Source organism: Type-A symbiont of Plautia stali, from assembly GCF_059731155.1.
On the sequence record NZ_AP035891.1, the window covers coordinates 248592 to 273670 of the forward strand.

Sequence of the window (25079 nt, forward strand, 5' to 3'; positions counted from 1 at the left end):
AGGCCTGCCTGATCGGTTCAGCTCAGCGTTTTGCCACCCTTAAGCATAGCAGGCTGTCCCAAAGCCGCAGGCGAAGCCGTGGCAATCCGTGCCTTGGCGACTGTGCGTTCTTTGACCGCCTTCACCCTCTTTTGCGCCGTGCGTTCTTATACTGAGGGCTTTCAGCCGTGCAAAAGGATGTCTGATGGACGATCAACTCAAGCAAAGCGCGCTCGATTTTCACCAATATCCCACCCCCGGAAAAATTCAGGTGTCACCCACTAAGCCGCTGGCGACGCAGCGCGATCTGGCACTGACCTATTCACCCGGTGTGGCGGCACCCTGTCTGGAAATTGCGGCCGACCCGCTGGCAGCGCACAAATACACCGCGCGCGGCAATCTGGTGGCGGTGATCTCCAACGGCACGGCGGTGCTGGGGCTCGGCAATATCGGCGCGCTGGCCGGCAAGCCAGTGATGGAAGGCAAGGGCGTGCTGTTCAAAAAGTTTGCCGGCATTGATGTGTTCGACATCGAAATTGATGAGCACGACCCGGACAAGCTGATTGAGGTGATCGCCGCGCTGGAGCCGACGTTCGGCGGCATCAACCTGGAGGACATCAAAGCGCCGGAGTGTTTTTACATTGAGCAGCAGCTGCGGCAGCGCATGCAGATTCCGGTGTTTCATGACGATCAGCACGGCACCGCCATCATCTGTACCGCGGCAGTGCTTAACGGCCTAACCATCGTGAATAAGGCGATTGCCGACGTGCGGCTGGTGGTGTCGGGCGCCGGCGCGTCAGCAATTGCCTGCCTCAACCTGCTGGTGGCGCTTGGCATGCAGCAGAAAAATATCGTGGTGTGTGATTCAAAAGGGGTGATTTACCGCGATCGCGAAGCGGACATGACGCCGACCAAAGCCGCCTATGCCGTGGAAGACAACGGTGCACGTACGCTGGATCAGGTGATTGGCGGCGCGGATATTTTCCTCGGCTGCTCCGGTCCGAAAGCGCTGACGCCAGAGATGGTGCAGAAGATGGCGCCGAATCCGCTGATTCTGGCGCTGGCCAATCCGGAGCCGGAGATCATGCCGCCGCTGGCGAAGCAGGTACGACCGGATGCGATTATCTGTACCGGGCGCTCGGATTTCCCTAATCAGGTGAATAACGTGCTGTGCTTCCCGTTCATCTTCCGCGGCGCGCTGGACGTCGGTGCCACCGCCATCAACGAAGAGATGAAGCTGGCGGCGGTGCATGCGATTGCCGCCTTGGCACAGGCGGAACAGAGCGACGTGGTGGCGTCTGCTTACGACGATCAGGATCTGAGCTTTGGCCCGGAATACCTGATTCCCAAACCGTTCGATCCGCGTTTGATTGTGCAGATAGCCCCGGCCGTCGCCAGAGCGGCGATGGATTCCGGCGTGGCGACGCGGCCGATTGCTGACTTTGACGCCTACCGCGAGCAGCTCACCGAGTTCGTATATAAAACCAATCTGTTCATGAAGCCGATCTTCTCGCAGGCGCGCAAAGCGCCGCAGCGCGTGGTACTGGCGGAAGGCGAAGAGGTGCGGGTGCTGCACGCCACTCAGGAGCTGGTGTCGCTCGGGCTGGCGAAGCCGATCCTGATTGGTCGTCCCAACGTGATTGCCATGCGTTTGCAGAAGCAGGGGCTGAAAATCGAGGCCGGGCATGATTTTGAGATCGTGAACAACGAGTCCGACCCGCGCTTTAAGGAGTACTGGAATGAATATTATCAGCTGATGAAGCGGCGCGGCGTTACGCCGGAAACCGCCCAGCGCGCGGTGATTGGCAATCCCACGCTGATCGGCGCCATCATGGTGCATCGCGGCGAAGCGGACGCGATGATTTGCGGTACCATCGGCGACTACCGTGAACATTACGACGTGGTGGAGAAGGTGTTTGGCTTCCGCGATGACGTCAAGGTCGCCGGGGCGATGAACGCGCTGCTGCTGCCGAGCGGCAACACGTTTATTGCCGATACCGATGTTAATGAGGATCCCAGCGCTGAGCAGCTGGCGGATATCACGCTGCTGGCGGCAGAAACCGTGCGGCGTTTCGGCATCGAGCCGCGCGTGGCGCTGCTGTCGCACTCCAGTTTCGGCACTTCGAACGCACCCGGCGCGCGGAAGATGCGCGAGGCGCTGGCGCTGATTCAGCAGCGTGCGCCGGAATTGGAGATTGACGGCGAGATGCACGGCGATGCAGCGCTGGTGGAGAGTATTCGTCGCGAGCTGATGCCGGACAGCCCGTTGAAAGGCACAGCCAATCTGCTGATCATGCCGAACGTTGAGGCCGCACGCATCAGCTACAACCTGCTGCGCGTATCCTGTTCGGAAGGGGTGACGGTGGGGCCGGTGCTGATGGGCATCCGCAAGCCGGTGCATGTGCTGACGCGTATCGCCTCGGTGCGGCGCATTGTTAACATGGTGGCGCTGGCGGTGGTGGAAGCGCAGACCGAGCCGTTGTGACCGGCAGGTCGGCCCAATGGTTGAGCGCATTTTACCCGGTCGCCCTGAAGGGCGACCCTACGGGGGCGCGTTTTATCGGGTTATTCTGCAGGGTGCGCATGAATGCGCACCTGGCTTATTTTTCCAGCCCCAGCCAATCCTGCACCGGCAGGTAATCGCGGGTCAGCGCGGCTTCCGGGGAATCGTCGGCGGGTTGATAATCATATTCCCAGCGCACCAGCGGCGGCATCGACATCAGAATGGATTCGGTGCGACCGCCGGTCTGCAGACCGAACAGCGTGCCGCGATCCCACACCAGATTAAACTCAACGTAGCGGCCACGGCGATATAGCTGGAACTGACGCTCGCGTTCGCTCCAAGCCACCGGTTTACGCTTTGCCACAATTGGCTGATAGGCCTGCATGAAGCCGTTGCCGACCGCCTGCATGAAATCAAAGCAGTGGTCAAAATCCGGCGTATTCAAATCATCAAAAAACAGTCCGCCAATGCCGCGCTGCTCGTTGCGGTGTTTCAGGTAGAAGTAGTCGTCACACCACTTTTTGTAGCGCGCATAGACGTCGTCGCCAAACGGCTGGCACAGATCGAACGCGGTCTGATGCCAGTGCCGGGCATCCTCTGTGAAACCGTAGTAAGGGGTGAGATCGAAACCGCCACCAAACCACCAGACCGGATCGGCGCCCGGCTTTTCGGCAATGAAAAAGCGCACGTTGGCGTGGCTGGTTGGCACATACGGATTTTCCGGGTGTACCACCAGCGACACGCCCATCGCTTTGAAGCTGCGGCCCGCCAGCTCCGGGCGTTGCGCGGTGGCTGACGCGGGCATCTGCTCGCCATACACATGGGAGAAATTAACTCCAGCCTGCTCGAACACCTTGCCATTCCGCAGCACGCGGCTGCGTCCGCCGCCGCCGCCGGGGCGTTGCCAAGTGTCTCCGGCAAAGCTGGCGCTGCCGTCTTCCGCCGCCAGACCGGCGCAAATGTCATCCTGCAGCGCCAGCAGATAGGCTTTGACACGCGAAATATCGGGATTGCTCATGGCTCACTCATTGCAAAAATTTGCCGCGATTCTAGCACAAAACGCTATCAGGCTTTGCGACGATCGTACTTATCAAAGTAATTGACGATACCGTCAGCAATCGCCCGGGCAATTTTCTGGCGAAACGCCGTGGTGCCCAACAGCTGTTCTTCACGCGGGTTGGTGATAAACGAGGTTTCCACCAGCACCGACGGAATGGACGGGGATTTTAGCACCGCGAACGCCGCCTGCTCGGTGTGCTGGCTGTGCAGGTGGTGCACCGGGCGAATCTGGTCCAGCACGTGTTTACCCAGCGTCAGGCTGTTGCGAATGGTATCGGTCTGCACCAGGTCGAACAGGATCTGGTTAAGGTAATTATCTTTTTCCTGCACCGCCGCGCCGCCCACGTTATCGACGTCGTTTTCGCGCTGCGACATATAGCGCGCCATGGCGCTGCTGGCGCCACGATTGGAGAGGGCAAACACCGATGCACCGTTAGCTTCCGGGCTGGTGTAGCCGTCGGCGTGAATCGACATAAACAGGTTGGCCCCGTGCTAATGCGCAATCTCCACGCGCTGGTAGAGCGGAATAAAGTGGTCGCTGTCGCGCGTCAACCGCACTTCCACCTTCGGGTGGTTCTGCAGCAGCGTACGCACGGTATTGGCGATCTCCAGTACGATGTGCTTCTCTTCTGAGCCTTCCTGACCCACCGCGCCAGAATCTATGCCGCCGTGACCGGGATCGATCATCACAATGCGCTTGCCGCTGGTGGCCGGTTTGGGCGGTGTATGGCGTGCGCTGACGGGCACTGCCGCGCGCGTTTCCTGCGCCTGGACCGCGCGCGGCGACAGCACCGCCAGCGCCAGGCCGGAAAGGATCAGCTGGCGGCGATTGGTCAGGCGCCGCAGCAGTGAAATCTTGTTCATTAACATGTCCCTGAGAGTAAACCTGCCCCGTGTTATAGCCTAAGCGCCGTCCGGCGGCGACTGCCGAACCATTTCAGGACATTACTTTGTATTTCAGGCCGCGAATCGCTATTTAGCCGTTTTTTTCAGCCGTTGCGCCCTGCGAGGGTTGCGCCTGGCAAAGAATGCGTGATAATCAGCGAATGGTGCCTCATTGCAGGGTAACGCCGATGGAAATCCGTTCCTTCCGCCAGGAAGATTTTGAAGAAGTCATTACGCTCTGGGAGCGTTGCGATCTGTTACGGCCGTGGAACGATCCGGAACTCGACATCGAACGCAAAATGAACCATGACCCGGAGCTGTTTCTGGTGGCTGAGGTGGGCGGCGAGGTCGTGGGCACGCTGATGGGCGGCTACGACGGCCATCGCGGCTCCGCCTACTATCCTGGCGGTGCATCCTGATTATCAGGGCCGGGGATTTGCCAATGCGCTGATGAACCGGCTGGAGAAAAAGCTGATTGCGCGCGGCTGCCCGAAAATCCATCTGATGGTGCGCGAAGAGAACGATCAGGTGGTGGCTTTTTACGAGAAGCTGGATTACGAGCCGGTCGACTCGCTGCTGCTGGGCAAACGCCTGATTGAAGACCGCGAATACTGATTCCACGCGTCGCGCGGCCGGGTTTCTGCCCGCCATGCAGCACAGCGAATAAACTTTTTGCCGGTTTGCGACTCCAACAGGCACGCCAGTCGGCACAAAAGAAAGGAGTTTGCATGAAAGTTGTTCGTCCCGCCCTGCTGGTCAGCGCCCTGGTGCTGGCCGGTTGCGCCAGTTCCGGTTCCTCTTCCCCTGCCAGCACCAGCGAAAGTCACTGGTACAATCCGCTCAGCTATCACTGGTCGGCGCTCAATCCGTTCAGCTGGTTTGGCAGTTCGCTCACTGTCACCGAGCAGGGCGTCGCCGGGCTGAACAGCAACACGGCAATGTCGGAGTCCGCCATTAGCGCCGCGCTGAACAATGATTACCGGCTGCGTCAGGGCATGCGCACGCAGAACGGGCAGGTAGTGGATTTCTGGCAGGCGCTGGATGACGGTAAGGTCAAGCTGGTGATAAATGGCCAGCGCAGCGTCGAGCGCATTGAAGTGCTCGATAGCGAGGCGCGCAGCGCCGACGGCAGTAAAATCGGTGATGCATTCAGTGACAAATTCAGCAAAGCCTTTGATAACTGCAAAATGGTTGCCGGGCTGGATGTGCGCGATGTTGAGTGCCGCGCGCCGGGTAGTCAGCATATCGCCTATATCTACAGCGGCGAGTGGCACGGTCCGGCCGGGTTAATGCCGTCAGATGATACGTTAAAAAGCTGGAAAATCAGTAAGATCGTCTGGCAGCGTTAACTGGCAAAAAATTTGCGTTAACGCATCTTCTGCGCAGGGCTTTCCGGTATGATACCGGCGAAAAAACGCCGTTAACTTTTATGCCGGAGAGCATTGTCATGTCTCAGTTTCAGAGCGGGATCCTGCTGGAGCACCGCCGTTTCGCCATTTGGCTGGAAGCCCGCGCCACAGGCGACCTCGCTGCGCTGCGTCAGGGTTGCCACGCCTTTCTGCAGCAGCTGGCTGCGCTACAGCAGCAATTCCCGGACGCCGGTCTCGGCGCGGTCATCGCCTTTGGCGATGCGCTGTGGCGCGATCTGCAGGGCACCGACTCAGCTCCCGAACTCAAAGCTTTCACGCCGCTTGGCAAAGGTGCGGCACCGGCGACCCAGCGCGATCTGTTGATCCATATTCAGTCGCTGCGTCACGACGTGAACTTTTCGCTGGCGCAGGCGGCGCTCACGGCGTTTGCCGGCGCGGTCGCCATTGAAGAAGAGACGCACGGTTTCCGCTGGGTCGAGGATCGCGATCTTTCCGGTTTTGTTGATGGCACCGAAAACCCGCAGGGCGAGGCGCGCCAGCAGGTGGCGATCATTGCTGACGGCCCGGATGCCGGCGGCAGCTATGCGTTAACCCAGCGCTGGGAGCACAACCTGCCGCAGTTCAACCGGCTGGCGATTGATAAGCAGGAAGCGATTATTGGCCGCACCAAACAGGACAATGAAGAGCTGCCGGGCGATCAGCGGCCGGCAACGTCACACCTGAGCCGCGTGGATTTGAAAGAAGAGGGCAAAGGCCTGAAGATTCTGCGCCAGAGCCTGCCGTACGGCACCGCCAGCGGTCGCTACGGTCTCTATTTTATCGCGTACTGTCATCGCCTGTATAACATCGAGCAGCAGCTGCTGAGCATGTTTGGCGAGCGCGACGGCAAGATGGATGCCATGTTACGGTTCACCAAACCGGTGAGCGGTAGCTATTTCTTTGCCCCTTCGCTGACGGCACTGCAGGCGCTGTCACGTTAATCCACAGCGTTTTACCGGTGCGCCGCCGTGCGCACCTCATCCCCGGTTAACGCAAAATTTTTAATCCTGCCCTGCACATAAACTCTGCCGCTGGCTTATGTCTTTTTAGACTTTAAAATCCCTAAAAGATATATAAAACCGTTACAGCTTTCGCCAGAGTTATAAATACACTGACAGCATCTAATGGCATAGGCTCGAACTCCATTTCTCAGGGTGCAGCATGACACGTTCGGTTTCGAAAAAATGGCTTGGCGGTATAGCGCTGTCGCTGAGTTTAGCGGGCGCGGCACAGGCAACAGAGCTGCTTAACAGCTCTTACGATGTGTCGCGTGAACTGTTTGTTGCCCTGAATGCGCCGTTTGAACAGCAGTGGGACGCGGCGCACCCTGACGACAAGCTGACCATTAAACAGTCACATGCCGGATCCTCAAAACAGGCGCTGGCCATTCTGCAGGGGCTGCGTGCCGATGTCGTGACCTATAATCAGGTGACCGATGTACAGATGCTGCACGACAAAGGTAACCTGATCCCGGCCGACTGGCAGAGTCGTCTGCCCAACAGCAGCTCACCGTTCTACTCCACCATGGCGTTCCTGGTGCGCAAGGGGAATCCAAAGCAGATTCACGATTGGGCCGATCTGGCGAGCGATAACGTGAAGCTGATTTTCCCGAATCCGAAAACCTCCGGTAACGGCCGTTACACCTATCTGGCCGCGTGGGGCGCCGCCGATCAGGCGGACGGCAAAGATAAAGCCAAAACCGAAGCGTTTATGACGAAGTTCCTGAAAAACGTTGAAGTGTTTGATACTGGCGGCCGTGGCGCCACCACCACCTTTGCCGAGCGCGGCTTGGGGGATGTGCTGATCAGCTTTGAATCGGAAGTGAACAATATCCGTAACCAGTACGGTAAAGACCAATACGAAGTGATTGTGCCGAAAACCAACATTCTCGCTGAATTCCCGGTCGCGTGGGTCGATAAGAACGTCGAACATAACGGGACGGCGGAAGCGGCGAAAGCCTATCTTAACTACCTCTATACGCCGCAGGCACAGAAAATCATCACCAGCTTTTACTATCGCGTTAATAACCCGCAGCTGATGGCGGAGCAGAAAGATCGCTTCCCACAGACTGCGCTGTTTAACGTCAATGATGCGTTTGGCGGCTGGCCGCAGGTGATGAAAACCCACTTCGCCAGCGGCGGTGAGCTGGATAAATTACTGGCAGCGGGGCGCGGCTGATGTTGGCTTCTGCACAGAAACGCGTTCTGCCCGGATTTGGTCTCATTCTCGGCACCAGCCTGCTGTTTACCTGCCTGATTCTGCTGCTGCCGATCAGCGCGCTGCTCATGCAGCTGTCGCAGATGACGCTGGCGCAGTACTGGCAGGTGATCAGCAATCCGCAGCTGGTGGCGGCGTATAAAGTCACGCTGCTGTCAGCGGGCGTGGCCTCGTTGTTTAACGCAGTGTTTGGCATGCTGATGGCGTGGATCCTGACCCGCTATCGCTTTCCCGGCCATACACTGCTGGATGGCCTGATGGACCTGCCGTTTGCGCTGCCGACGGCGGTCGCCGGCCTGACGCTGGCCGGGCTGTTTTCGGTCAACGGCTGGTACGGTCAGTGGCTGGCACATTTTGATATCAAAGTGTCTTACACCTGGCTCGGTATCGCCGTGGCGATGGCTTTCACCAGCATTCCGTTTGTGGTGCGTACCGTGCAGCCAGTGCTGGAAGAGTTAGGCCCGGAGTATGAGGAAGCGGCAGAAACCCTCGGCGCCACGCCGTGGCAAAGTTTCCGGCGCGTGGTGCTGCCGGAAGTCGCGCCGGCGCTGCTGGCCGGGACCGCGCTGTCGTTTACCCGCAGCCTCGGTGAATTTGGCGCGGTGATCTTTATCGCTGGCAACATCGCCTGGAAAACCGAAGTGACCTCGCTGATGATTTTTGTTCGCCTGCAGGAGTTTGATTATCCGGCCGCCAGCGCCATCGCTTCGGTGATCCTCGCGGCGTCGTTGCTGCTGCTGTTTGCGATTAACACCCTGCAGAGCCGCTTTGGGCGCCGTCTGGGAGGTCACTGATGGCTGAGATTTCACAGATCAATCATGCCGAGCGTCAGCCGGTGAACTGGGGCAAATGGCTGCTGATCGGCATTGGCGTGCTGGTATCGATTGGGCTGCTGGTGGTGCCGATGGTCTCCATCTTCTGGGAGGCGCTGGGGCAGGGCATCGGCAAGGCCTTTAGCAACTTGCAGGATGGTGACATGCTGCATGCTATCTGGCTGACGGTGCTGGTGGCGCTGATTACCGTGCCGGTTAACCTGGTGTTCGGCACGCTGCTGGCTTGGCTGGTGACGCGCTTCACTTTCCACGGTCGCCAGCTGCTGCTAACGCTGTTCGATATTCCGTTTGCCGTGTCGCCGGTGGTGGCCGGTCTGATGTATCTGTTGTTCTGGGGTGTGAACGGCCCGGCTGGCGGCTGGCTTGATGCGCACAACATCCAGGTGATGTTTGCCTGGCCGGGTATGGTGCTGGCGACGATTTTCGTCACCTGTCCGTTTGTGGTGCGCGAGCTGGTGCCGGTGATGCTGAGCCAGGGCAGCCACGAAGATGAAGTCGCCGTGCTGCTGGGCGCGTCTGGCTGGCAGATGTTCCGCCGCGTAACGCTGCCAAACATCCGCTGGGCGCTGCTGTACGGCGTGGTGCTGACCAACGCGCGCGCCATCGGCGAATTTGGTGCGGTATCGGTAGTGTCCGGCTCCATTCGCGGCGAAACCTATACCTTACCTTTACAGGTTGAATTACTGCATCAGGATTACAACACCGTGGGCGCTTTTACCGCCGCCGCGCTGCTGACCCTGATGGCAATTGTAACGCTGTTTCTGAAAAGCGTGGTGCAGTGGCGATTAGAGCATCAGCAGAAGCGCCAACAGGAGGAAAATCATGAGCATTGAGATTAAACACATTAATAAAGCATTTGGCCGTACGCCGGTGCTGAACGATATCTCTCTGGATATTCCTTCCGGCAAGATGGTGGCGCTGCTCGGACCGTCCGGTTCAGGTAAAACCACGCTGCTGCGCATTATCGCCGGGCTGGAGCATCAGAACAGCGGTCAGATCCATTTTCATGGCAAAGACGTCAGCCGCACGCACGCACGCGATCGTCAGGTCGGCTTTGTGTTTCAGCACTATGCGCTGTTCCGCCATATGACGGTGCTCGACAACATTGCCTTTGGTCTGACGGTGCTGCCGCGCCGCGAGCGTCCGAACAGCGCCGAAATTAAGCAGCGCGTTACCCGTCTGCTGGAGATGGTGCAGCTGGCACATCTGGCCAACCGCTACCCGGCACAGCTCTCCGGTGGGCAGAAACAGCGCGTGGCGCTGGCGCGTGCGCTGGCCGTTGAGCCGCAGATTCTGCTGCTGGATGAACCGTTTGGCGCGCTGGATGCCCAGGTGCGTAAAGAGCTGCGCCGCTGGCTGCGTCAACTGCATGAAGAGCTGAAATTTACCAGCGTGTTTGTGACCCACGACCAGGAAGAAGCGATGGAAGTGGCGGACAGCGTGGTGGTAATGAGTCAGGGCAATATTGAGCAGGTGGGCGCACCGGATGACGTGTGGCGCGAACCCGCGACCCGCTTCGTGCTGGAGTTCCTCGGCGAAGTGAACCGCTTTGGCGGCGAAGTGCACGGCTCGCAGTTCCATGTGGGCGCGCATCGCTGGCCGCTGGGCTATACGCCAGCGCATCAGGGCGACGTGGAGTTGTTCCTGCGTCCGTGGGAAGTGGACGTGTCACGCCAGAGTAGCCTAGAGACGCCGTTGCCGGTGCAGGTGCTGGAGATCAGTCCGCGTGGCCACTTCTGGCAGCTGGTGGTTCAGCCCGTCGGCTGGCAAAGCGAGCCAATCTCGGTGGTGTTTGCCGGTGAACAGACGGCGCCGATCCACGGCGAACGGCTGTTTGTTGGTCTGCAACAGGCACGTATCTACCAAGGCACCACGCCGCTGCGCCCGGTTGCCTTTGCCGAAAGCGCCTGATATTTTTGTCACTCCTTCGGCGGGATTTTCCCGCCCGATTTATTTGTGCTCCTTTCGGCTGGAATGACACCGTGACCACTCTGGAAAACACCATCAGCAATACGCCGCTGATTAAGTTGCAGCGCCTGACGCCGGATAACGGCAGCGAAATCTGGCTCAAGCTGGAAGGCAACAATCCGGCAGGTTCGGTGAAAGATCGCGCGGCCTGGTCGATGATCCACTAGGCTGAGTTGCGGGGTGAAATCCAGCCCGGCGACACACTGATTGAGGCCACCAGCGGCAATACCGGCATTGCGCTGGCGATGATTGCCGCGCTGAAAGGCTACCGGTTACGCCTGCTGATGCCGGAGAACATGAGTCAGGAGCGTCAGGATGCGATGCGCGCCTACGGGGCTGAGCTGGTTTTGGTGACACGCGAGCAGGGCATGGAGGGCGCGCGCGATCTGGCGCAGGCCATGGCACAGCGCGGCGAAGGTAAGGTACTGGATCAGTTTAATAATCCCGACAACCCACTCGGTCATTATCTCACCACCGGTCCGGAGATCTGGCAGCAAAGCCACGGTCGTATGACGCATTTTTTCTCCAGTATGGGCACCACCGGCACCATCAGCGGCGTCGGGCGCTATCTGAAAGAGTTTGCCTCGGCGGTGAAAGTGATTGGTTTGCAGCCGCAGGAGGGCAGCAGTATTCTTGGTATTCGTCGCTGGCCGGCTGCCTACCTGCCGGGGATTTTTCGCCCGGAGCTGGTGGATGAAGTGATAGATATGGCGCAGCAGGAGGCGGAGGAGACCATGCGCGCGCAGGCGCAGCGCGAAGGCATTTTCTGCGGCGTCAGTTCAGGTGGGGCAGTGGCTGGCGTATTGCGCATCGCGACAGCGCAGCCGGGCAGTGTGGTTGTCGCCATTGTCTGCGATCGCGGCGATCGCTATCTCTCCACCGGCGTTTTTCACCGCTAGTTCCCCCCGCCTGTTTCTGGCTTCGTGCGCCCTGTGACGCGGCGTACGGGCCATTTTTGGCTATAGTCTCCCTAAGCATGTTCTGACGCGGTCACTGTAAGGACCGCGTAAAACCGGCTGCTTTCCCTCGGCACTCAGGACAAAATAGCGGCAATTTTGTACGAGAGAAAAAGATGAAAATCCTGCTTGTTGATGACGATGTTGAACTTGGCACCATGCTGAGCCAGTACCTGATTGCCGAAGGTTTTGAAACCCAGCTGGTGCTGACCGGCAGCGCCGGGATTGAAGGGGCGTTATCCGGACACTACACCAGCGATGATTCTCGACATCATGCTGCCGGATATGAGCGGTATTGATGTGCTGCGTCAGGTGCGGCAGAACAGCCGCCTGCCGGTGATTATGCTGACGGCGAAGGGCGACAATATCGATCGCGTTATCGGTCTTGAAATGGGGGCGGACGACTATGTTCCCAAACCCTGCTATCCGCGCGAACTGGTGGCGCGTCTGCGCGCGGTGCTGCGTCGCTTCGAAGATCAGGCACCGGTGCCGGACAAGAAGGAGGTCCTGCGCTGGGGCGATCTCAGCCTGAACCCGGCCACGCGTATTACGGAGTGGCAGGGCAAAGCTTTTGATCTCACCGCCTCTGAGTTAAATCTGCTGGATCTGCTGCTGCGCGCACCGGACCGCGTGGTGTCCAAAGATGAACTGTCGGAGAAGGGGCTGGGCCGCCCGCGTGAAGCTTACGATCGCAGCGTGGATGTGCACATCAGCAATATCCGCCAGAAGCTGGCTGCGCTGACCGCAGACAGCGTGAATATTGAAACCGTGCGCAGCATTGGTTATCGCATTCGATGAAACACAGCTATCGTGACCGCATGTTCTGGAAGATCCTGCCGGGCTTCTGGATTGTGTTTGTGATTATCAGCCAGCTGCTGTGGCTGGGCTTTACCTTGTCAGGAAACCATCATGAGCCGCCGGAGATTGTGGCGGTGCGCCGTATCGTCAATCTGCAAATGGCTTCGGCGGTATCGGTACTGGAGCGCGGTGGCCCCAGCTCGCTCGACGATATGATGGCCTACTGGGAGCCAAACGATCGCCAGTTTTTCTCGGTGATTCAGCACGCCAGACCGGCCACTACGCCGGACAATGCGCCTCCGGAGACCTTTAATCAGCCGTTTCACGGGCCGTTTCCGCAGGTTATTGTGCGCTGGGTGAAGGGCGCTGACGGTAAAGAGTACGAACTGCGCTATAACGTAAAAGGGCTGCGTGAAGACAGTTCAATGGGCGGCGGAGGCCCACGTCGTATTCTGAATATCCCCGAGTCGATGTTTACCTTTGCCGGCGCGCTGGGGCTGCTGTTCAGTCTGCTGCTGGCGTGGAACCTGACACGGCCAATGCGTCAGCTGCGGGAGGGGTTTGCCCGCGTATCGCGCAGTGATTTGTCGGTGCGACTTTATCCGGTGATGCGCCGCCGCCATGATGAGCTGTCGATTGTGGCCCAGGATTTTGATGCGATGGTGGAGCGGCTGGATACGCTGGTGAAAGCGCGTGAGGAGTTGCTGCATGATATCTCCCACGAGTTGCGCTCCCCGCTGGCGCGCCTGCAGTTAGCCACCGGTCTGGCGCGCCAGACGCCGGAGTCGGTAGCGTCCTCACTAAATCGCATCGACGAGGAGGCGCGCCGTCTGGATAAGATGATCGGTGAACTGCTGACGCTATCGCGCGCTGAGCATGAGAGCATGCCTGGCGAGCAGTATTTTGACCTGACCGGCCTGCTGCATGCGGTGGTAACCGATGTGCGCTACGAAGCACAGATCCCCGGTGTAAAGGTGGATTTTCTGGTGGATGAGAACGCGGATTACACCGTGCGCGGTAATGCTGAGCTGATCCGCCGCGGCGTGGAGAATGTGCTGCGCAACGCGCTGCGTTTCTCTCATCAGGGGCAGCATATCAGCGTGCAGTTGCAGGCGATACGCGTGCGCGATCAGGGGCCAGGCGTGGATGATGAGAAGCTGTCGAGTATCTTCGATCCTTTCGTTCAGGTGAATTCACCGCTGATGGGCAAAGGCTACGGGCTGGGGCTGTCGATCGTGCGCAAAGTGGTTCTGGCACATCACGGCGAAGTTCAGGCGGTGAACCGTCCGGAAGGCGGGCTGGAAGTGACGCTGCGGCTGCCGCGCTGGAAGCAGGCGTAAATAATCACGCCAGGCGCAGGCGGTCAGGACGACCGGACAGATCGCAAAGACGGCATAAACCGTCCCTAGGCCACGGCCCGCGCCATCCATGACGCGGGACGCTTTGCTCCTCTGCCCGGTCGTCCTGCCCTCAAACAGGCACGGTGCGCTTTGCCAGAAGCGCTCGCCTGCAAATCATTCATCAACGTATGAAACAAACAAAAACGGCACCCATTGGGTGCCGTTTTCACGGCAATCAGCACGGTTTACTTCCTGATGCGGATAACCGGCGTTTCGCCCACGGTAACCTGACCGGAGAGTTTCACCAAGTCTTTGATCTCATCCATATTCGAGATCACGACCGGGGTCAGCGTGGATTTGGCTTTCTCTTCCAGCAGCGGCAGATCGAACTCGATCACCACATCGCCTTTTTTCACTTTCTGGCCTTCTTCAGCGATGCGTTTGAAGCCTTCACCTTTCAGTTCTACCGTGTCGATACCGAAGTGCACGAACAGTTCGATGCCGTTATCAGACTCGATAGAAAACGCGTGGTTGGTTTCGAAAATCTTGCCGATAGTACCATCCACTGGTGCAACCATTTTGTTGCCAGTAGGTTTGATGGCGATACCATCACCGACGATTTTCTCTGCGAATACCACATCAGGTACGTCTTCGATATTCACGATTTCGCCTGACAGAGGCGCAACGATATCGATAGTCCCTGACGCGCTCTCTGATTTATCGCCAAAAAGTTTAGAAAACAAACCCATGATCTTCTCCTAAGCAGTAATTTGGGGCCAGCGTCTCGTGGATCAGCAGAGCGTTTTTTCTTTGATGAACTTGTTCACCAAGTTCATCAAATCTTCCGCTGTGGGTTGAGCCAGAGCCTGCTCTGCCAGTGCCTTCGCATCTTCGAAATTGGTATTGCGAATGATCTTCTTGATGCTTGGGATTGAAATGGCATTCATGCTGAATTCGTCCAGCCCCATTCCCAGTAACAGTAGTGTAGCACGTTCATCACCAGCCAGCTCACCACACATGCCTGTCCATTTCCCTTCGGCATGTGATGCGTCGATCACTTGCTTAATGAGGCCCAGTACAGATGGCGTCATTGGGTTATAGAGGTGTGAAATCAAATCATTACCACGATCGACCGCCAGAGTATACTGCGTCAGGTCATTTGTCCCAATACTAAAGAAGTCGACTTCTTTCGCCAGATGGCGGGCAATCACTGCTGAAGCCGGGGTTTCTACCATGATGCCCACTTCAATGGACTCATCAAAGGCTTTACCTTCTTCACGCAGCTGTGCCTTCAGCATCTCCAGCTCAGCCTTCAGGAAGCGCACTTCTTCAACCGAGATGATCATCGGGAACATGATGCGCAGTTTGCCGAAGGAAGACGCACGCAGAATGGCGCGCAGCTGGGCATGCAGAATCTCTTTACGGTCCATGGCGATACGAATTGCACGCCAGCCGAGGAACGGGTTCTCTTCTTTTGGCAGGTTCATGTACGGCAGATCTTTGTCGCCGCCGATGTCCATGGTGCGCACGATCACGGCCTGGGAACCCATCGCTTCCGCCACGGCTTTGTAAGCCTGGAACTGCTCTTCTTCGCTTGGCAGCGAATCGCGGTCCATGAACAGGAATTCAGTACGGTACAGACCCACACCTTCTGCGCCGTTGCGCTCAGCACCGGCGACATCACGCAGGGTACCGATGTTGGCGCACACTTCAACCTGGTGGCCGTCCAGCGTAATCGCTGGCAGATCTTTCAGTTTCGCCAGCTCGTGCTTCTCAGACAGATACTGCGCCTGAATCGCTTTCAGCTCTTCCTGCACGTCGTCGGTCGGATTGACGTAAATCTTGTTGTTCACGCCATCGATAATCAGGAAATCACCGTTTTTCACGGTAGCGGTCACGTTGCCGGTGCCGACAATCGCAGGCAGCTCCAGCGAACGCGCCATGATCAAGGTGTGTGAAGTACGGCCACCCAGATCGGTAATAAAGCCCAGCACCTTTTTCAGGTTCAGCTGTGCGGTTTCGGATGGCGTCAGATCTTTCGCCACCAGAATGGATCCGTCAGCAATGGCGCTCAGGTCAACGATATGCAGACCCAGAATGTTCTGCAGCAGACGCTTGCCGATGTCACGTACGTCAGCCGCGCGCTCTTTCAGATATTCGTCGTCGAGCTCTTCCAGCGCTTTCGCCTGGCCTTCAACCACAGAGTGGGCGGCGGCGTCAGCGGTTACGTGATCTTTTTTAATCAGGTCGATGATTTCCTGCTCAAGCTCTTCGTCTTCGAGCAGCATGATGTGACCTTCAAAGATCGCCGCTTTCTCTTCACCGAAGATTTCACCGGCTTTCACACGGATGGCTTCAAGCTGCCCGGCTGCTTTGCTGCGACCGTCGAGGAAGCGCTGAACTTCCTGCTCAACCTGGTCGTCAGTAATCTTTTTACGGCTGATGACGATCTCGTCTTCCTTCAGCAGCAGTGCTTTGCCGAAAGCGATACCCGGTGATGCTAAAATGCCTGAAATCATAACCCTACCTTTTAATCACGATGGCTCATTGACCCAATGCGTTGCCACTGTCGCGGAGCAGTACTCTAAGGAAGCAATAACGCGGACAGATTGTCCGCGATCAACATAATTGCACTCAATGGGGCAAAGGAGTCGGTTTAATGGCTTGCCGGAGCGGAATTACTCCAGTTCAGCCATCAGTTTGACCAGATGCTCAACCGCCTGCTGTTCGTCTTCACCTTCTGCAGAAAGCGTAACAACCGTACCCTGAGTCAGACCCAGAGTCTGCAGTTTGAACAGGCTTTTCGCGCTGGCAGATTTGCCGTTAGAGGTAACGGTGATTTCAGACTGGAAAGCCTTCGCTTCTTTCACGAACTGAGCTGCAGGACGGGTATGGAGGCCGTTAGGTGCGGTAATGGTAACTTCTTGCTGGAACATTCTATTTCCCCAACTTTATCAGGTTTGGTGTTATGGATCTAAAGTCTAGCCTGGAGCCGTAACTTTAGCCTGTGTAGGTGCGCTGGTACGGCATCACGCTGACCAAAAAATGCGCTTGAATGAAAAAGTCATTTTTTCGATGACGGATCAAAACTGCTGGAATACGTCACTCTGCTGATTATTCCGTGATTCGCCGTTTCACCAAATCAGTAAATCGATTCAGCTTGATCCACTTCAAAGGCAGATTAATTTCAGGCACCGAAATAATTGGCTGCTTAAATACCAGAGCCGCATCACTAAAATCAATCTGCCCGGTGGTAAAAGTGAGATCTGCGCCACAAAAAAGCACCCATTTGGGTGCTTTTTTCATCATTTTCAGACTCTGGCGTTTACTGTTGCAGCTCTTTTTCGGTGAACAGATCGGCAAACAGTGCGGTACTGAGATAGCGTTCGCCGGAAGAGGGCAGAATCACCACGATATTTTTATTGGCGAAGGCTTCATCTTCCTGCAGCTTAAGGGCAGCCGCCACCGCTGCACCGGAAGAGATACCGGCCAGAATGCCTTCCTCTTCCATCAGCTGACGCGCGGTGCTGATCGCTTCTTCATTGGTGATGGCTACCACGCGGTCAATCAGTTTCAGGTCAAGGTTGCCCGGAATAAAACCGGCACCGATGCCCTGAATCTTGTGTGGACCCGGTTTGATCTCTTCGCCCGCCAGCGCCTGTGCGATGACCGGGGAATCCGTAGGCTCAACGGCCACGGTGATCAAATCCTGCTTGCCTTTGGTGTTTTTGATGTAGCGGCTCACGCCGGTCAGCGTACCGCCGGTGCCCACGCCGGCAATGAAGACGTCTACGGCGCCGTCAGTGTCTTCCCAGATTTCCGGGCCGGTAGTCTTTTCGTGAATTTCCGGGTTGGCCGGGTTGCTGAACTGCTGCAGCAGCACATATTTGTCCGGATCGCTGGCAACAATCTCTTCCGCTTTGGCGATGGCGCCCTTCATGCCTTTTGGCCCTTTGGTCAGCACCAGATTGGCGCCCAGCGCTTTCAGCAGCTTGCGACGTTCAATCGACATGGTCTCAGGCATGGTCAGCGTCAGCTTGTAGCCGCGCGCAGCGGCGACACAGGCCAGCGCAATACCGGTGTTGCCGCTGGTTGGCTCTACCAGCTCAACGCCCGGTTTCAGAATACCGCGTTTTTCTGCGTCCCAAATCATATTGGCACCGATACGGCATTTAACGCTGAAGCTCGGGTTACGCGACTCGACCTTCGCCAGAATGCGTCTATTACCGATGCGGTTCAGTCGAACCAGCGGCGTATGACCAATTGTCAGAGAGTTGTCTTCATAGATCTTACTCATAGCCCGTCCTTAACTGTATGAAATATTGGGAACCCTCAGAGCATACCTGTTCTGACCCCCGGCGGAAGGAAAGAAATCGTATATCTATATAGCCTGCGACCATAAGCCTGATGCAAAAATGCATAAGGCTTTTTGATGCATTATAGATGACGCGCATGCTGGCTGCGGTAGCGATCGACCCACATAGAGGTCGCGCCGCATACCGCGACCGGCATGATGGCGAGATTGAGGATCGGGATCATAGTGAACAGACTGACCAGCGCGCTAAACTGCATATTGGCGGTTTTATGCTGACGCAGCGCGTTACGCATCTGAGGAAAACTAACTTTGTGGTTGTCGAACGGATAGTCGCAATACTGTATCGATAGCATCCAGGCGCTAAACAGAAACCACAACACCGGCGCCACGGTCTGGCCAAAGCCGGGGATAAAATAGAGCAGCAGCAGGCCCAGCGCGCGCGGCAAATAGTAGCCGAGCTTCTGTAACTCGCGCTTCATGATGCGCGGGATGTCTTTCATCATTCCGAGCCAGCCACTGTCCGGCAGGGGTTTTCCGGTCAGACGCCCTTCCAGCTGCTCCGCCAGCAGGCCGCAAAACGGCGCGGCAATCCAGTTGGCGATGGTGGAGAAGAAATAGCTGAATACCAGCACAATCGAAATCACCGACAGTGGCCACAGCAGATAGCTCAGCCACTGCAGCCAGTCCGGCACGTGTGACATCAGCTGGGGAATCCACTGGCCGAGGCGCTGAAACAGCCAGATAAACGCACCGCCCAGCAGCACAATGTTCACCAGCAGCGGGATGATGACGTAGCGGCGGATACCGGGCAGACGCACCAGTTTCCAGCCTTGGGCAAAATAATGAATACCATTCATGGATGAGACCGAATTCTCAGCGGGCATAGCGAGCCTTTCTCCTTTATGTAGCGGCGCCAACATCATAACCTAGCTTTTTATCGGTGACAGGCGCACTTTGCGCGAAAAAACACCAAAAAAGCGTGGGGCAGCTATCTCATTTGTCAGAAAATACTGCACAGACTTGCACTTGTGTAGCTGGGCAAATACAGTTAGAGGATAAAGTTTGCCGTGGTGGCAAGGTATTGGAACAACAGAGAATACAATGATGCAGGATTTGCGTCTGATATTAATCGTTGTTGGCGCGATCGCCATAATAGCGTTGCTTCTTCACGGACTGTGGACCAGCCGTAAAGAGCGCTCTTCCGTGTTTCGCGATCGCCCGCACAAACGTCTGAAACAGCGTGAAGAAGAGGATGACGATGATCTGCTGAACAGCGAAGACGATGGCGTCGGCGAAGTACGCGTGCGTCGTCAGCGTGATGCCGAAGACGAGCCGCAGTTCGATGCGCCGGTCACCAAACCTGCTGCTCCGCGTGCGCCGGAACCGGTGCGCCAGTCGTTCCCACGCCAGGAAACGCCGTTAAGCGGCGATCCGCTGCTGGACGATGAGCCGGTACGTCAGCCTGCACCTGCGCCACAACCGCAGGCGCCGGTGGCGCAGCCACAGCCACAACCGATTCAGGCCGATCCGTTGCTGGATAATGAACCGCTGTCCGCCACCCAGCCGGCACCGGAGTTCAGCGCCGCCAAACCTGAGGTTAAACAACCTGATCCTGCGCCTGTGCAGGAAGCTGCACCGCAGCCCGCTGCGCCGGGCAGTAAAAAAGAAGCGGTGCTGGTGTTGCACGTTGCCGCGCATGCCGGTGGCGCACTGAACGGTGAAGCGCTGCTGCAGGGCATTCTGCAGGCCGGCTTCCAGTTTGGTGAAATGAACATTTTCCATCGCCATCTCAGCCCGGCCGGCAGCGGTCCGGTGCTGTTCAGCCTAGCGAACATGGTCAAACCGGGTTCGTTCAATCCGGATGAAATGGGCGATTTCACCACGCCGGGCGTCTCGATCTTTATGATGGTGCCGTCGTACGGTGACGCCAATCAGAACTTTAAGCTGATGCTGCAATCGGCACAGCGCATCGCCGATGATGTCGGTGGAGTGGTGCTGGATGATGAGCATCGCATGATGACACCACAAAAGCTGGAAACCTACAAAGCACGCATCCGCGAGGTTATTGGCTAAGCGCCGCCAGCAGTATCACCCTTTAACTAAATAACCCCCGCTTGCCGGGGGTTTTTTATCGGACGAGAGAATATGACATCGGTTCAGGAGCAGATCACCGCGCTGCGCACCACGTTACGCCACCACGAATACCTCTATCACGTGATGGATACGCCGGAAATCCCGGATGCAGAATATGACCGATTGATGCGCGAACTGCGTGAGCTGGAGAGCGCGCATCCCGATTTAATCACCCCGGATTCTCCCACTCAGCGCGTGGGCGCGGCACCGCTTGCCACCTTTGAACAGGTGCGCCATGAAGTGCCGATGCTGTCGCTCGATAACACCTTTGATGAAGCCGGATTTCTTGCCTTCAATAAGCGCATGCAGGATCGCCTAAAAAGCACTGACAATCTCACCTATTGCTGCGAGCTGAAGCTGGATGGTCTGGCGGTAAGTTTACTGTATGAAAACGGCCTGCTGGTGCGTGCCGCCACGCGCGGCGATGGCACCACCGGCGAAAACATCACGGCAAACGTGCGCACCATTCACGCCATTCCGCTGCGCCTGCACGGCGACAATATTCCGGCGCGGGTAGAAGTGCGCGGCGAAGTATTTATGACCGAAAGTGGCTTTGAGAAGCTGAATGAGGAAGCGCGACGTACCGGCGGCAAAGTGTTTGCCAACCCGCGTAATGCGGCGGCCGGCTCGCTGCGCCAGCTCGATCCGCGTATCACCGCGAAACGTCCGCTGACCTTCTTCTGCTACGGCTTTGGCCTGCTAGAGGGCGGCGAAATGCCTGCCAGCCACTGGCAGCGTCTGCAACAGTTTAAGGCCTGGGGATTACCGGTCAGCGACCGGATTCGCTTGGTGCACACCGCGGATGAAGTACTGGCATTTTATCGTCAGGTTGAGCAGGACCGTCCGTCACTCGGCTTTGATATTGACGGCGTGGTGATCAAAGTCGACTCGCAGGCGCTGCAGGAGCAGCTGGGCTTTGTAGCCCGCGCACCGCGCTGGGCGGTGGCATTCAAGTTCCCGGCGCAGGAGCAGATGACGGTGGTGCGCGACGTTGAGTTTCAGGTCGGACGTACCGGGGCGATTACGCCGGTGGCGCGCCTCGAACCAGTGCAGGTCGCGGGCGTAATAGTCAGTAATGCGACGCTGCATAACGCCGATGAAATCGCCCGGCTGGGGCTGCGTATCGGCGACAAAGTGGTGATTCGTCGCGCCGGTGACGTGATTCCGCAGGTGGTCAACGTGGTGGAATCCGAGCGTCCGGCGGATGCGCGCGAGATTGTGTTCCCCAGCCACTGTCCGGTTTGCGGTTCTGACGTAGAGAGTGTGGAAGGCGAAGCCGTAACGCGCTGTACCGGCGGGCTGATTTGCGGAGCGCAGCGTAAAGAGGCGCTAAAGCACTTTGTCTCACACCGTGCGATGGACGTGGACGGCATGGGCGATAAAATTATCGATCAGCTGGTGGAAAAAGAGTACGTCAAAACCCCGGCCGACCTGTTCCGTCTCACCGCTGGCAAGCTGACCGGACTGGATCGCATGGGGCCCAAATCGGCGCAAAACGTGGTGGACGCGCTGGAAAAAGCCAAACTCACCACGCTGCCGCGCTTCCTGTATGCGCTCGGCATCCGCGAAGTGGGCGAGGCAACGGCGGCCAACCTGGCGAACCATTTTGGCGAGCTGGAAAAGGTCATGAACGCCGATCTCGATGCGCTGATCGCGGTACAGGACGTCGGCAAAGTAGTGGCAGCGCACGTGCGCAACTTCATGGAAGAGGAGAGCAACCGCGAAGTGATCCGCCAGCTGACGGATGAGGTGGGCGTGCACTGGCCGGCGGTGGTGGTGGTCAAAGCCGAAGAGATTGACAGCCCGTTCGCCGGTAAAACTGTGGTACTGACGGGCTCGCTGTCGCAGATGAACCGTGACGATGCCAAAGCGCGGCTGACGGCGCTGGGGGCCAAAGTCAGCGGTAGCGTATCGAAAAAAACCGATTTGCTGATCGCCGGTGAGGCCGCCGGTTCCAAGCTGGCAAAAGCGCAGGAGCTGGGGATTGAGGTGATCGATGAAGCCGAGATGATTCGGTTACTGGGCGCCTGAGATGGATAAGCAGCAGCTGGTTGAAATTGCCAATACCGCAATGCCGTTTGGCAAATATAAAGGACGGATGCTGATCGATGTGCAGGAAGAGTATCTGCTGTGGTTTGCGCGTAAGAATGAGTTTCCCGCCGGCAAACTGGGTGAGCTGATGCAGCTGACGCTGGCGATCAAAATCGAAGGCTTACAGGGCTTAGTTAAACCGCTAAAGCGTAGTGAATAAGTGACAGGCCCGCGATTGCGGGCCTGATGTTTTTATGACTTCTGCGCTTCAATCTGTTGCTTAGCCAGCTTCTTCTCATTGTCGGCTTTATAGCGCTGGGCAATGAACGAGCACACCATGAGCTGGACCTGATGGAAGATCATCAGCGGCAGGACAATAATCCCCACTGCGCTGGCCGGGAACAGAATGTTGGCCATCGGCACGCCGTTTGCCAGGCTTTTTTTCGAGCCGCAAAACAGCACCACAATCTCATCCGCACGGCTAAAGCCAAACAGCCGGGAAGCGCCAAGGTTGATCGCCAGTGCGACGAACAGAATCAGCAGGCTGCCAGCCAGAATCCACAGCAGGGTATCAACGCCGACGCGATGCCAGATGCCGTTAACCACCGCTTCACTGAACGCCGAATAGACCACCAGCAGAATCGAGGTTTGATCGGTTTTGCCAATCAGGCTGCGATGCTTCTCCACCCAGCCACCAATCCAGCGGCGTGACAGGTGGCCCAGCATAAAGGGCACCAGCAGCTGCAGCATGATTTTACCAATCTGCTCGAGGCCGTTACCCGGCGCATCGCTGTGCACATTCATCACTAGGTTAACCAGCAGCGGCGAAATAAATACGCCCAGCAGACTGGAGGCGGAGGCAGCACACACCGCCGCGGCAACGTTACCGCCCGTCATGGAGGTGAAAGCAATCGCGGACTGCACCGTCGCCGGCAGGATACACAGGTACAGGAAACCGGTGTAAATCTCCGCGCCGACGTTGACCGGATGCCACCACACCAGCAGCAGGCCAAGAAGCGGGAAAATAACGAAGGTACTGCACATAATCCATAGATGCAGCCGCCAGTGGCTGCTGCCAGCGATGATCTTCTCGCGCGACAGTTTGGCACCGTGCATGAAGAACAGCAGGGCGATGGCCGCGGTGGTCAGGAATTCGAAGAAATCGACAAACCCGCCTTTGGCCGGGAAGAAGCTGGCCAGCAGCACGGTGATGATGAGTTTAACTATCATGGGGTCAAGTCGTAAAAAGCCCATTGTTACAATCCGGTTAAATGTAATAAATGATGCTGCTGATTGTGCGTCAGTCGCGTTTAGAAATAAAATTGATTTATTGCATTAATCTATGAGAGCAATCGATGAATTACAACTTACGACAGCTGCGCACCTTTGTGCGCTGTGGCGCAGCACGGCAGTTTCAGCCAGGCAGGGCAGGCGATTGGGCTGAGCCAGTCGGCTGTCAGTCACAGCATTAAAGAGCTGGAAGTAAAGTGTTCAACTAAAACTGGCCACCGCTTTAGAGTTTTTCCAGTATCGGTTTTCCGATTCGTTTGGGGGTAACCCACCGTTATAGTCATGCGGCCTTAGCGAGCTGTAATATCCGACGATATAGTCTGTGATCGCATGTGCAGCTTCGCTAAAGTTTATATAACCTGTCACTGGCACCCACTCGTTTTTCAGACTTCTGAAGAAGCGTTCCATCGGGCTGTTGTCCCAACAGTTTCCACGTCGGATCATACTCTGCCTGATCCGGCAACGCCACAGTAACTGCCTGCTTGTATAGTGGCTACCCTGGTCACTGTGGAACATCGCTCCGGCTGGTTTACCGCGAGTTTCCCACGCCATTTCCTGCGCTTTGATGGTCAGCCTGCTGTCCGGTGAGAATGACATTGCCCAGCCTACCGGTTTCCTTGCCAACAGATCGAGAACAACAGCGAGGTAAGCCCAACGCCTGCCTGTCCAGATGTACGTCACATCGCCGCACCACACCTGATTAGGCTCTGTCACTGCGAACTGTCGCTCAAGGCGATTCGGGATAACGATGTGTTCATGACCACCACGTTTATACCGGTGGGTAGCCTTTTTTAATATGTCGTTTTCCATTTCAATACGTTGTAGCTTTTTCTTCAGCTCGCGTATTTCAATCTGTTCCGGGGTTATAGGGGAGGCTTTAGGTATTTTGCCCTGTCGTTCATCCCGCAACTGTTTTCCCCATCGCGTCATGGTAGAAAGACCCACATCCATAGCATTGGCCGCAGCTGCAACGGTGTAGTTCTGATCAAGGACCAGTTGAGCGGCTTCGCGTTTAAACTCTGCGCTGAAATTTCTTTTTTTCATTATGGCACCTGTGTTGTTCTGAGGTGAGCATATCACCTCTGTTCAGGTGGCCAAATTTAGTGTGCCACTTCACAGTTATGACCTGCTCCCCACAGATTGATGCATATTGATGTTAACAATTTCCGATCCTGGCACAAAGCGGACTTACCCCCTGCGATGTCCGCTATTTGCAACACGCTGACATCATAGCTAAAGCAAAACACTAGGTGATTATTGAGACTTAACCTGTTAGTTTAAAACGATGAAAACTTGCTCAGCCCTGCCTTCCGCAATCATTATTATCACCTTGCACGCTCAGGTGGGATAACGTTTGCCATTT

General features: G+C 56.9%; 20 protein-coding genes and 5 pseudogenes. 15 read left to right on the forward strand and 10 right to left on the reverse strand.

The genetic code is table 11. The features are described from left to right. Nucleotides 1-184 precede the first annotated feature (184 nt). Complete coding sequence (maeB, locus tag AC6I8M_RS01330; RefSeq protein ID WP_010617558.1) at nucleotides 185-2464, forward strand: NADP-dependent oxaloacetate-decarboxylating malate dehydrogenase; 2280 nt, start codon at nucleotides 185-187, stop codon at nucleotides 2462-2464. 115 nt (nucleotides 2465-2579) lie between these two features. Here the strand turns inward: maeB and hemF are convergent, their stop codons facing one another. Beyond that, on the reverse strand, nucleotides 2580-3500 hold the full coding sequence (gene hemF / locus AC6I8M_RS01335; RefSeq protein ID WP_058948698.1) for an oxygen-dependent coproporphyrinogen oxidase: 921 nt from the start codon (nucleotides 3498-3500) through the stop codon (nucleotides 2580-2582). A 47-nt stretch (nucleotides 3501-3547) separates the two neighbouring features. Continuing rightward, nucleotides 3548-4405, reverse strand: a pseudogene (gene amiA, locus AC6I8M_RS01340) (N-acetylmuramoyl-L-alanine amidase AmiA). 209 nt (nucleotides 4406-4614) lie between these two features. On the opposite strand from amiA, the pseudogene AC6I8M_RS01345 reads away from it, so the two are divergent. The 10 genes and pseudogenes from AC6I8M_RS01345 (at nucleotide 4615) to AC6I8M_RS01390 (ending at nucleotide 13947) form a co-directional block, all read left to right on the forward strand. Next, nucleotides 4615-5041: pseudogene (locus AC6I8M_RS01345) on the forward strand (GNAT family acetyltransferase). A 113-nt stretch (nucleotides 5042-5154) separates the two neighbouring features. After that, nucleotides 5155-5775 (forward strand): RpoE-regulated lipoprotein, encoded by a 621-nt coding sequence (locus AC6I8M_RS01350; protein ID WP_010617554.1) that lies wholly within the window; start codon nucleotides 5155-5157, stop codon nucleotides 5773-5775. A 98-nt stretch (nucleotides 5776-5873) separates the two neighbouring features. Continuing rightward, nucleotides 5874-6776, forward strand: a complete 903-nt coding sequence (locus tag AC6I8M_RS01355) for a Dyp-type peroxidase (protein ID WP_010617553.1) — start codon at nucleotides 5874-5876, stop codon at nucleotides 6774-6776. Between the two features lie 220 nt (nucleotides 6777-6996). Further along, nucleotides 6997-8013 (forward strand): sulfate ABC transporter substrate-binding protein, encoded by a 1017-nt coding sequence (locus AC6I8M_RS01360; protein WP_010617552.1) that lies wholly within the window; start codon nucleotides 6997-6999, stop codon nucleotides 8011-8013. Further along, nucleotides 8013-8846 carry a sulfate/thiosulfate ABC transporter permease CysT gene (cysT, locus tag AC6I8M_RS01365; protein ID WP_010617551.1) on the forward strand — a complete coding sequence of 278 codons (834 nt, stop codon included), beginning with the start codon at nucleotides 8013-8015 and terminating at the stop codon, nucleotides 8844-8846. The genes AC6I8M_RS01360 and cysT overlap by 1 nt, the downstream gene beginning before the upstream one ends. Continuing rightward, nucleotides 8846-9718, forward strand: coding sequence for a sulfate/thiosulfate ABC transporter permease CysW (gene cysW, locus AC6I8M_RS01370; RefSeq protein WP_010617550.1), 873 nt, complete (start codon nucleotides 8846-8848; stop codon nucleotides 9716-9718). Before cysT ends, cysW begins: the two co-directional genes overlap by 1 nt. Continuing rightward, a complete protein-coding gene (cysA, locus tag AC6I8M_RS01375) occupies nucleotides 9708-10796 on the forward strand; it encodes a sulfate/thiosulfate ABC transporter ATP-binding protein CysA (RefSeq protein WP_010617549.1) in 1089 nt (362 codons plus the stop codon). The genes cysW and cysA overlap by 11 nt, the downstream gene beginning before the upstream one ends. A 71-nt stretch (nucleotides 10797-10867) precedes the next feature. Beyond that, a pseudogene (gene cysM / locus AC6I8M_RS01380) lies at nucleotides 10868-11752 on the forward strand (cysteine synthase CysM). Nucleotides 11753-11925: 173 nt separating this feature from the next. After that, a pseudogene (locus AC6I8M_RS01385) lies at nucleotides 11926-12607 on the forward strand (response regulator transcription factor). Beyond that, nucleotides 12604-13947: an ATP-binding protein gene (locus tag AC6I8M_RS01390; protein WP_010617548.1), complete on the forward strand. Its 1344-nt coding sequence runs from the start codon at nucleotides 12604-12606 to the stop codon at nucleotides 13945-13947. The pseudogene AC6I8M_RS01385 and the gene AC6I8M_RS01390 overlap by 4 nt, the downstream one beginning before the upstream one ends. A 245-nt stretch (nucleotides 13948-14192) precedes the next feature. Here AC6I8M_RS01390 and crr read toward each other — a convergent pair whose 3' ends face one another. The 6 genes from crr to cysZ form a co-directional block, all read right to left on the reverse strand. Continuing rightward, nucleotides 14193-14696, reverse strand: coding sequence for a PTS glucose transporter subunit IIA (crr, locus tag AC6I8M_RS01395; RefSeq protein ID WP_010617547.1), 504 nt, complete (start codon nucleotides 14694-14696; stop codon nucleotides 14193-14195). Nucleotides 14697-14738: 42 nt separating this feature from the next. Beyond that, nucleotides 14739-16466, reverse strand: a complete 1728-nt coding sequence (gene ptsI / locus AC6I8M_RS01400) for a phosphoenolpyruvate-protein phosphotransferase PtsI (RefSeq protein ID WP_010617546.1) — start codon at nucleotides 16464-16466, stop codon at nucleotides 14739-14741. A 159-nt stretch (nucleotides 16467-16625) separates the two neighbouring features. Further along, on the reverse strand, nucleotides 16626-16883 hold the full coding sequence (ptsH, locus tag AC6I8M_RS01405) for a phosphocarrier protein Hpr (RefSeq protein WP_007889063.1): 258 nt from the start codon (nucleotides 16881-16883) through the stop codon (nucleotides 16626-16628). A 178-nt stretch (nucleotides 16884-17061) separates the two neighbouring features. Further along, nucleotides 17062-17256 (reverse strand): hypothetical protein, encoded by a 195-nt coding sequence (locus AC6I8M_RS01410; protein WP_010617545.1) that lies wholly within the window; start codon nucleotides 17254-17256, stop codon nucleotides 17062-17064. 16 nt (nucleotides 17257-17272) lie between these two features. Then, nucleotides 17273-18244 (reverse strand): cysteine synthase A, encoded by a 972-nt coding sequence (cysK, locus tag AC6I8M_RS01415; RefSeq protein ID WP_010617544.1) that lies wholly within the window; start codon nucleotides 18242-18244, stop codon nucleotides 17273-17275. Nucleotides 18245-18384: 140 nt separating this feature from the next. Further along, nucleotides 18385-19146: a sulfate transporter CysZ gene (cysZ, locus tag AC6I8M_RS01420; protein WP_010617543.1), complete on the reverse strand. Its 762-nt coding sequence runs from the start codon at nucleotides 19144-19146 to the stop codon at nucleotides 18385-18387. 217 nt (nucleotides 19147-19363) lie between these two features. On the opposite strand from cysZ, the gene zipA reads away from it, so the two are divergent. From zipA to AC6I8M_RS01435, 3 genes are all read left to right on the forward strand, one after another. Continuing rightward, nucleotides 19364-20335: a cell division protein ZipA gene (zipA, locus tag AC6I8M_RS01425; protein WP_022548244.1), complete on the forward strand. Its 972-nt coding sequence runs from the start codon at nucleotides 19364-19366 to the stop codon at nucleotides 20333-20335. Between the two features lie 72 nt (nucleotides 20336-20407). Continuing rightward, nucleotides 20408-22426 carry an NAD-dependent DNA ligase LigA gene (ligA, locus tag AC6I8M_RS01430; protein ID WP_010617541.1) on the forward strand — a complete coding sequence of 673 codons (2019 nt, stop codon included), beginning with the start codon at nucleotides 20408-20410 and terminating at the stop codon, nucleotides 22424-22426. Nucleotide 22427: 1 nt separating this feature from the next. Then, complete coding sequence (locus AC6I8M_RS01435; RefSeq protein ID WP_010617540.1) at nucleotides 22428-22646, forward strand: DUF3820 family protein; 219 nt, start codon at nucleotides 22428-22430, stop codon at nucleotides 22644-22646. Between the two features lie 32 nt (nucleotides 22647-22678). Here AC6I8M_RS01435 and AC6I8M_RS01440 read toward each other — a convergent pair whose 3' ends face one another. Beyond that, the gene (locus tag AC6I8M_RS01440) at nucleotides 22679-23680 is read right to left on the reverse strand and encodes a bile acid:sodium symporter family protein (protein ID WP_022548243.1); all 1002 of its coding nucleotides are present in this window, start codon (nucleotides 23678-23680) and stop codon (nucleotides 22679-22681) included. A gap of 101 nt (nucleotides 23681-23781) precedes the next feature. Here AC6I8M_RS01440 and AC6I8M_RS01445 point away from each other — a divergent pair. Beyond that, nucleotides 23782-23926: pseudogene (locus AC6I8M_RS01445) on the forward strand (LysR family transcriptional regulator); the annotation flags it as partial. Here the strand turns inward: AC6I8M_RS01445 and AC6I8M_RS01450 are convergent. After that, the gene (locus AC6I8M_RS01450; RefSeq protein WP_022537112.1) at nucleotides 23918-24760 is read right to left on the reverse strand and encodes an IS3 family transposase; all 843 of its coding nucleotides are present in this window, start codon (nucleotides 24758-24760) and stop codon (nucleotides 23918-23920) included. The pseudogene AC6I8M_RS01445 and the gene AC6I8M_RS01450 overlap by 9 nt on opposite strands. Nucleotides 24761-25079: the final 319 nt, after the last annotated feature.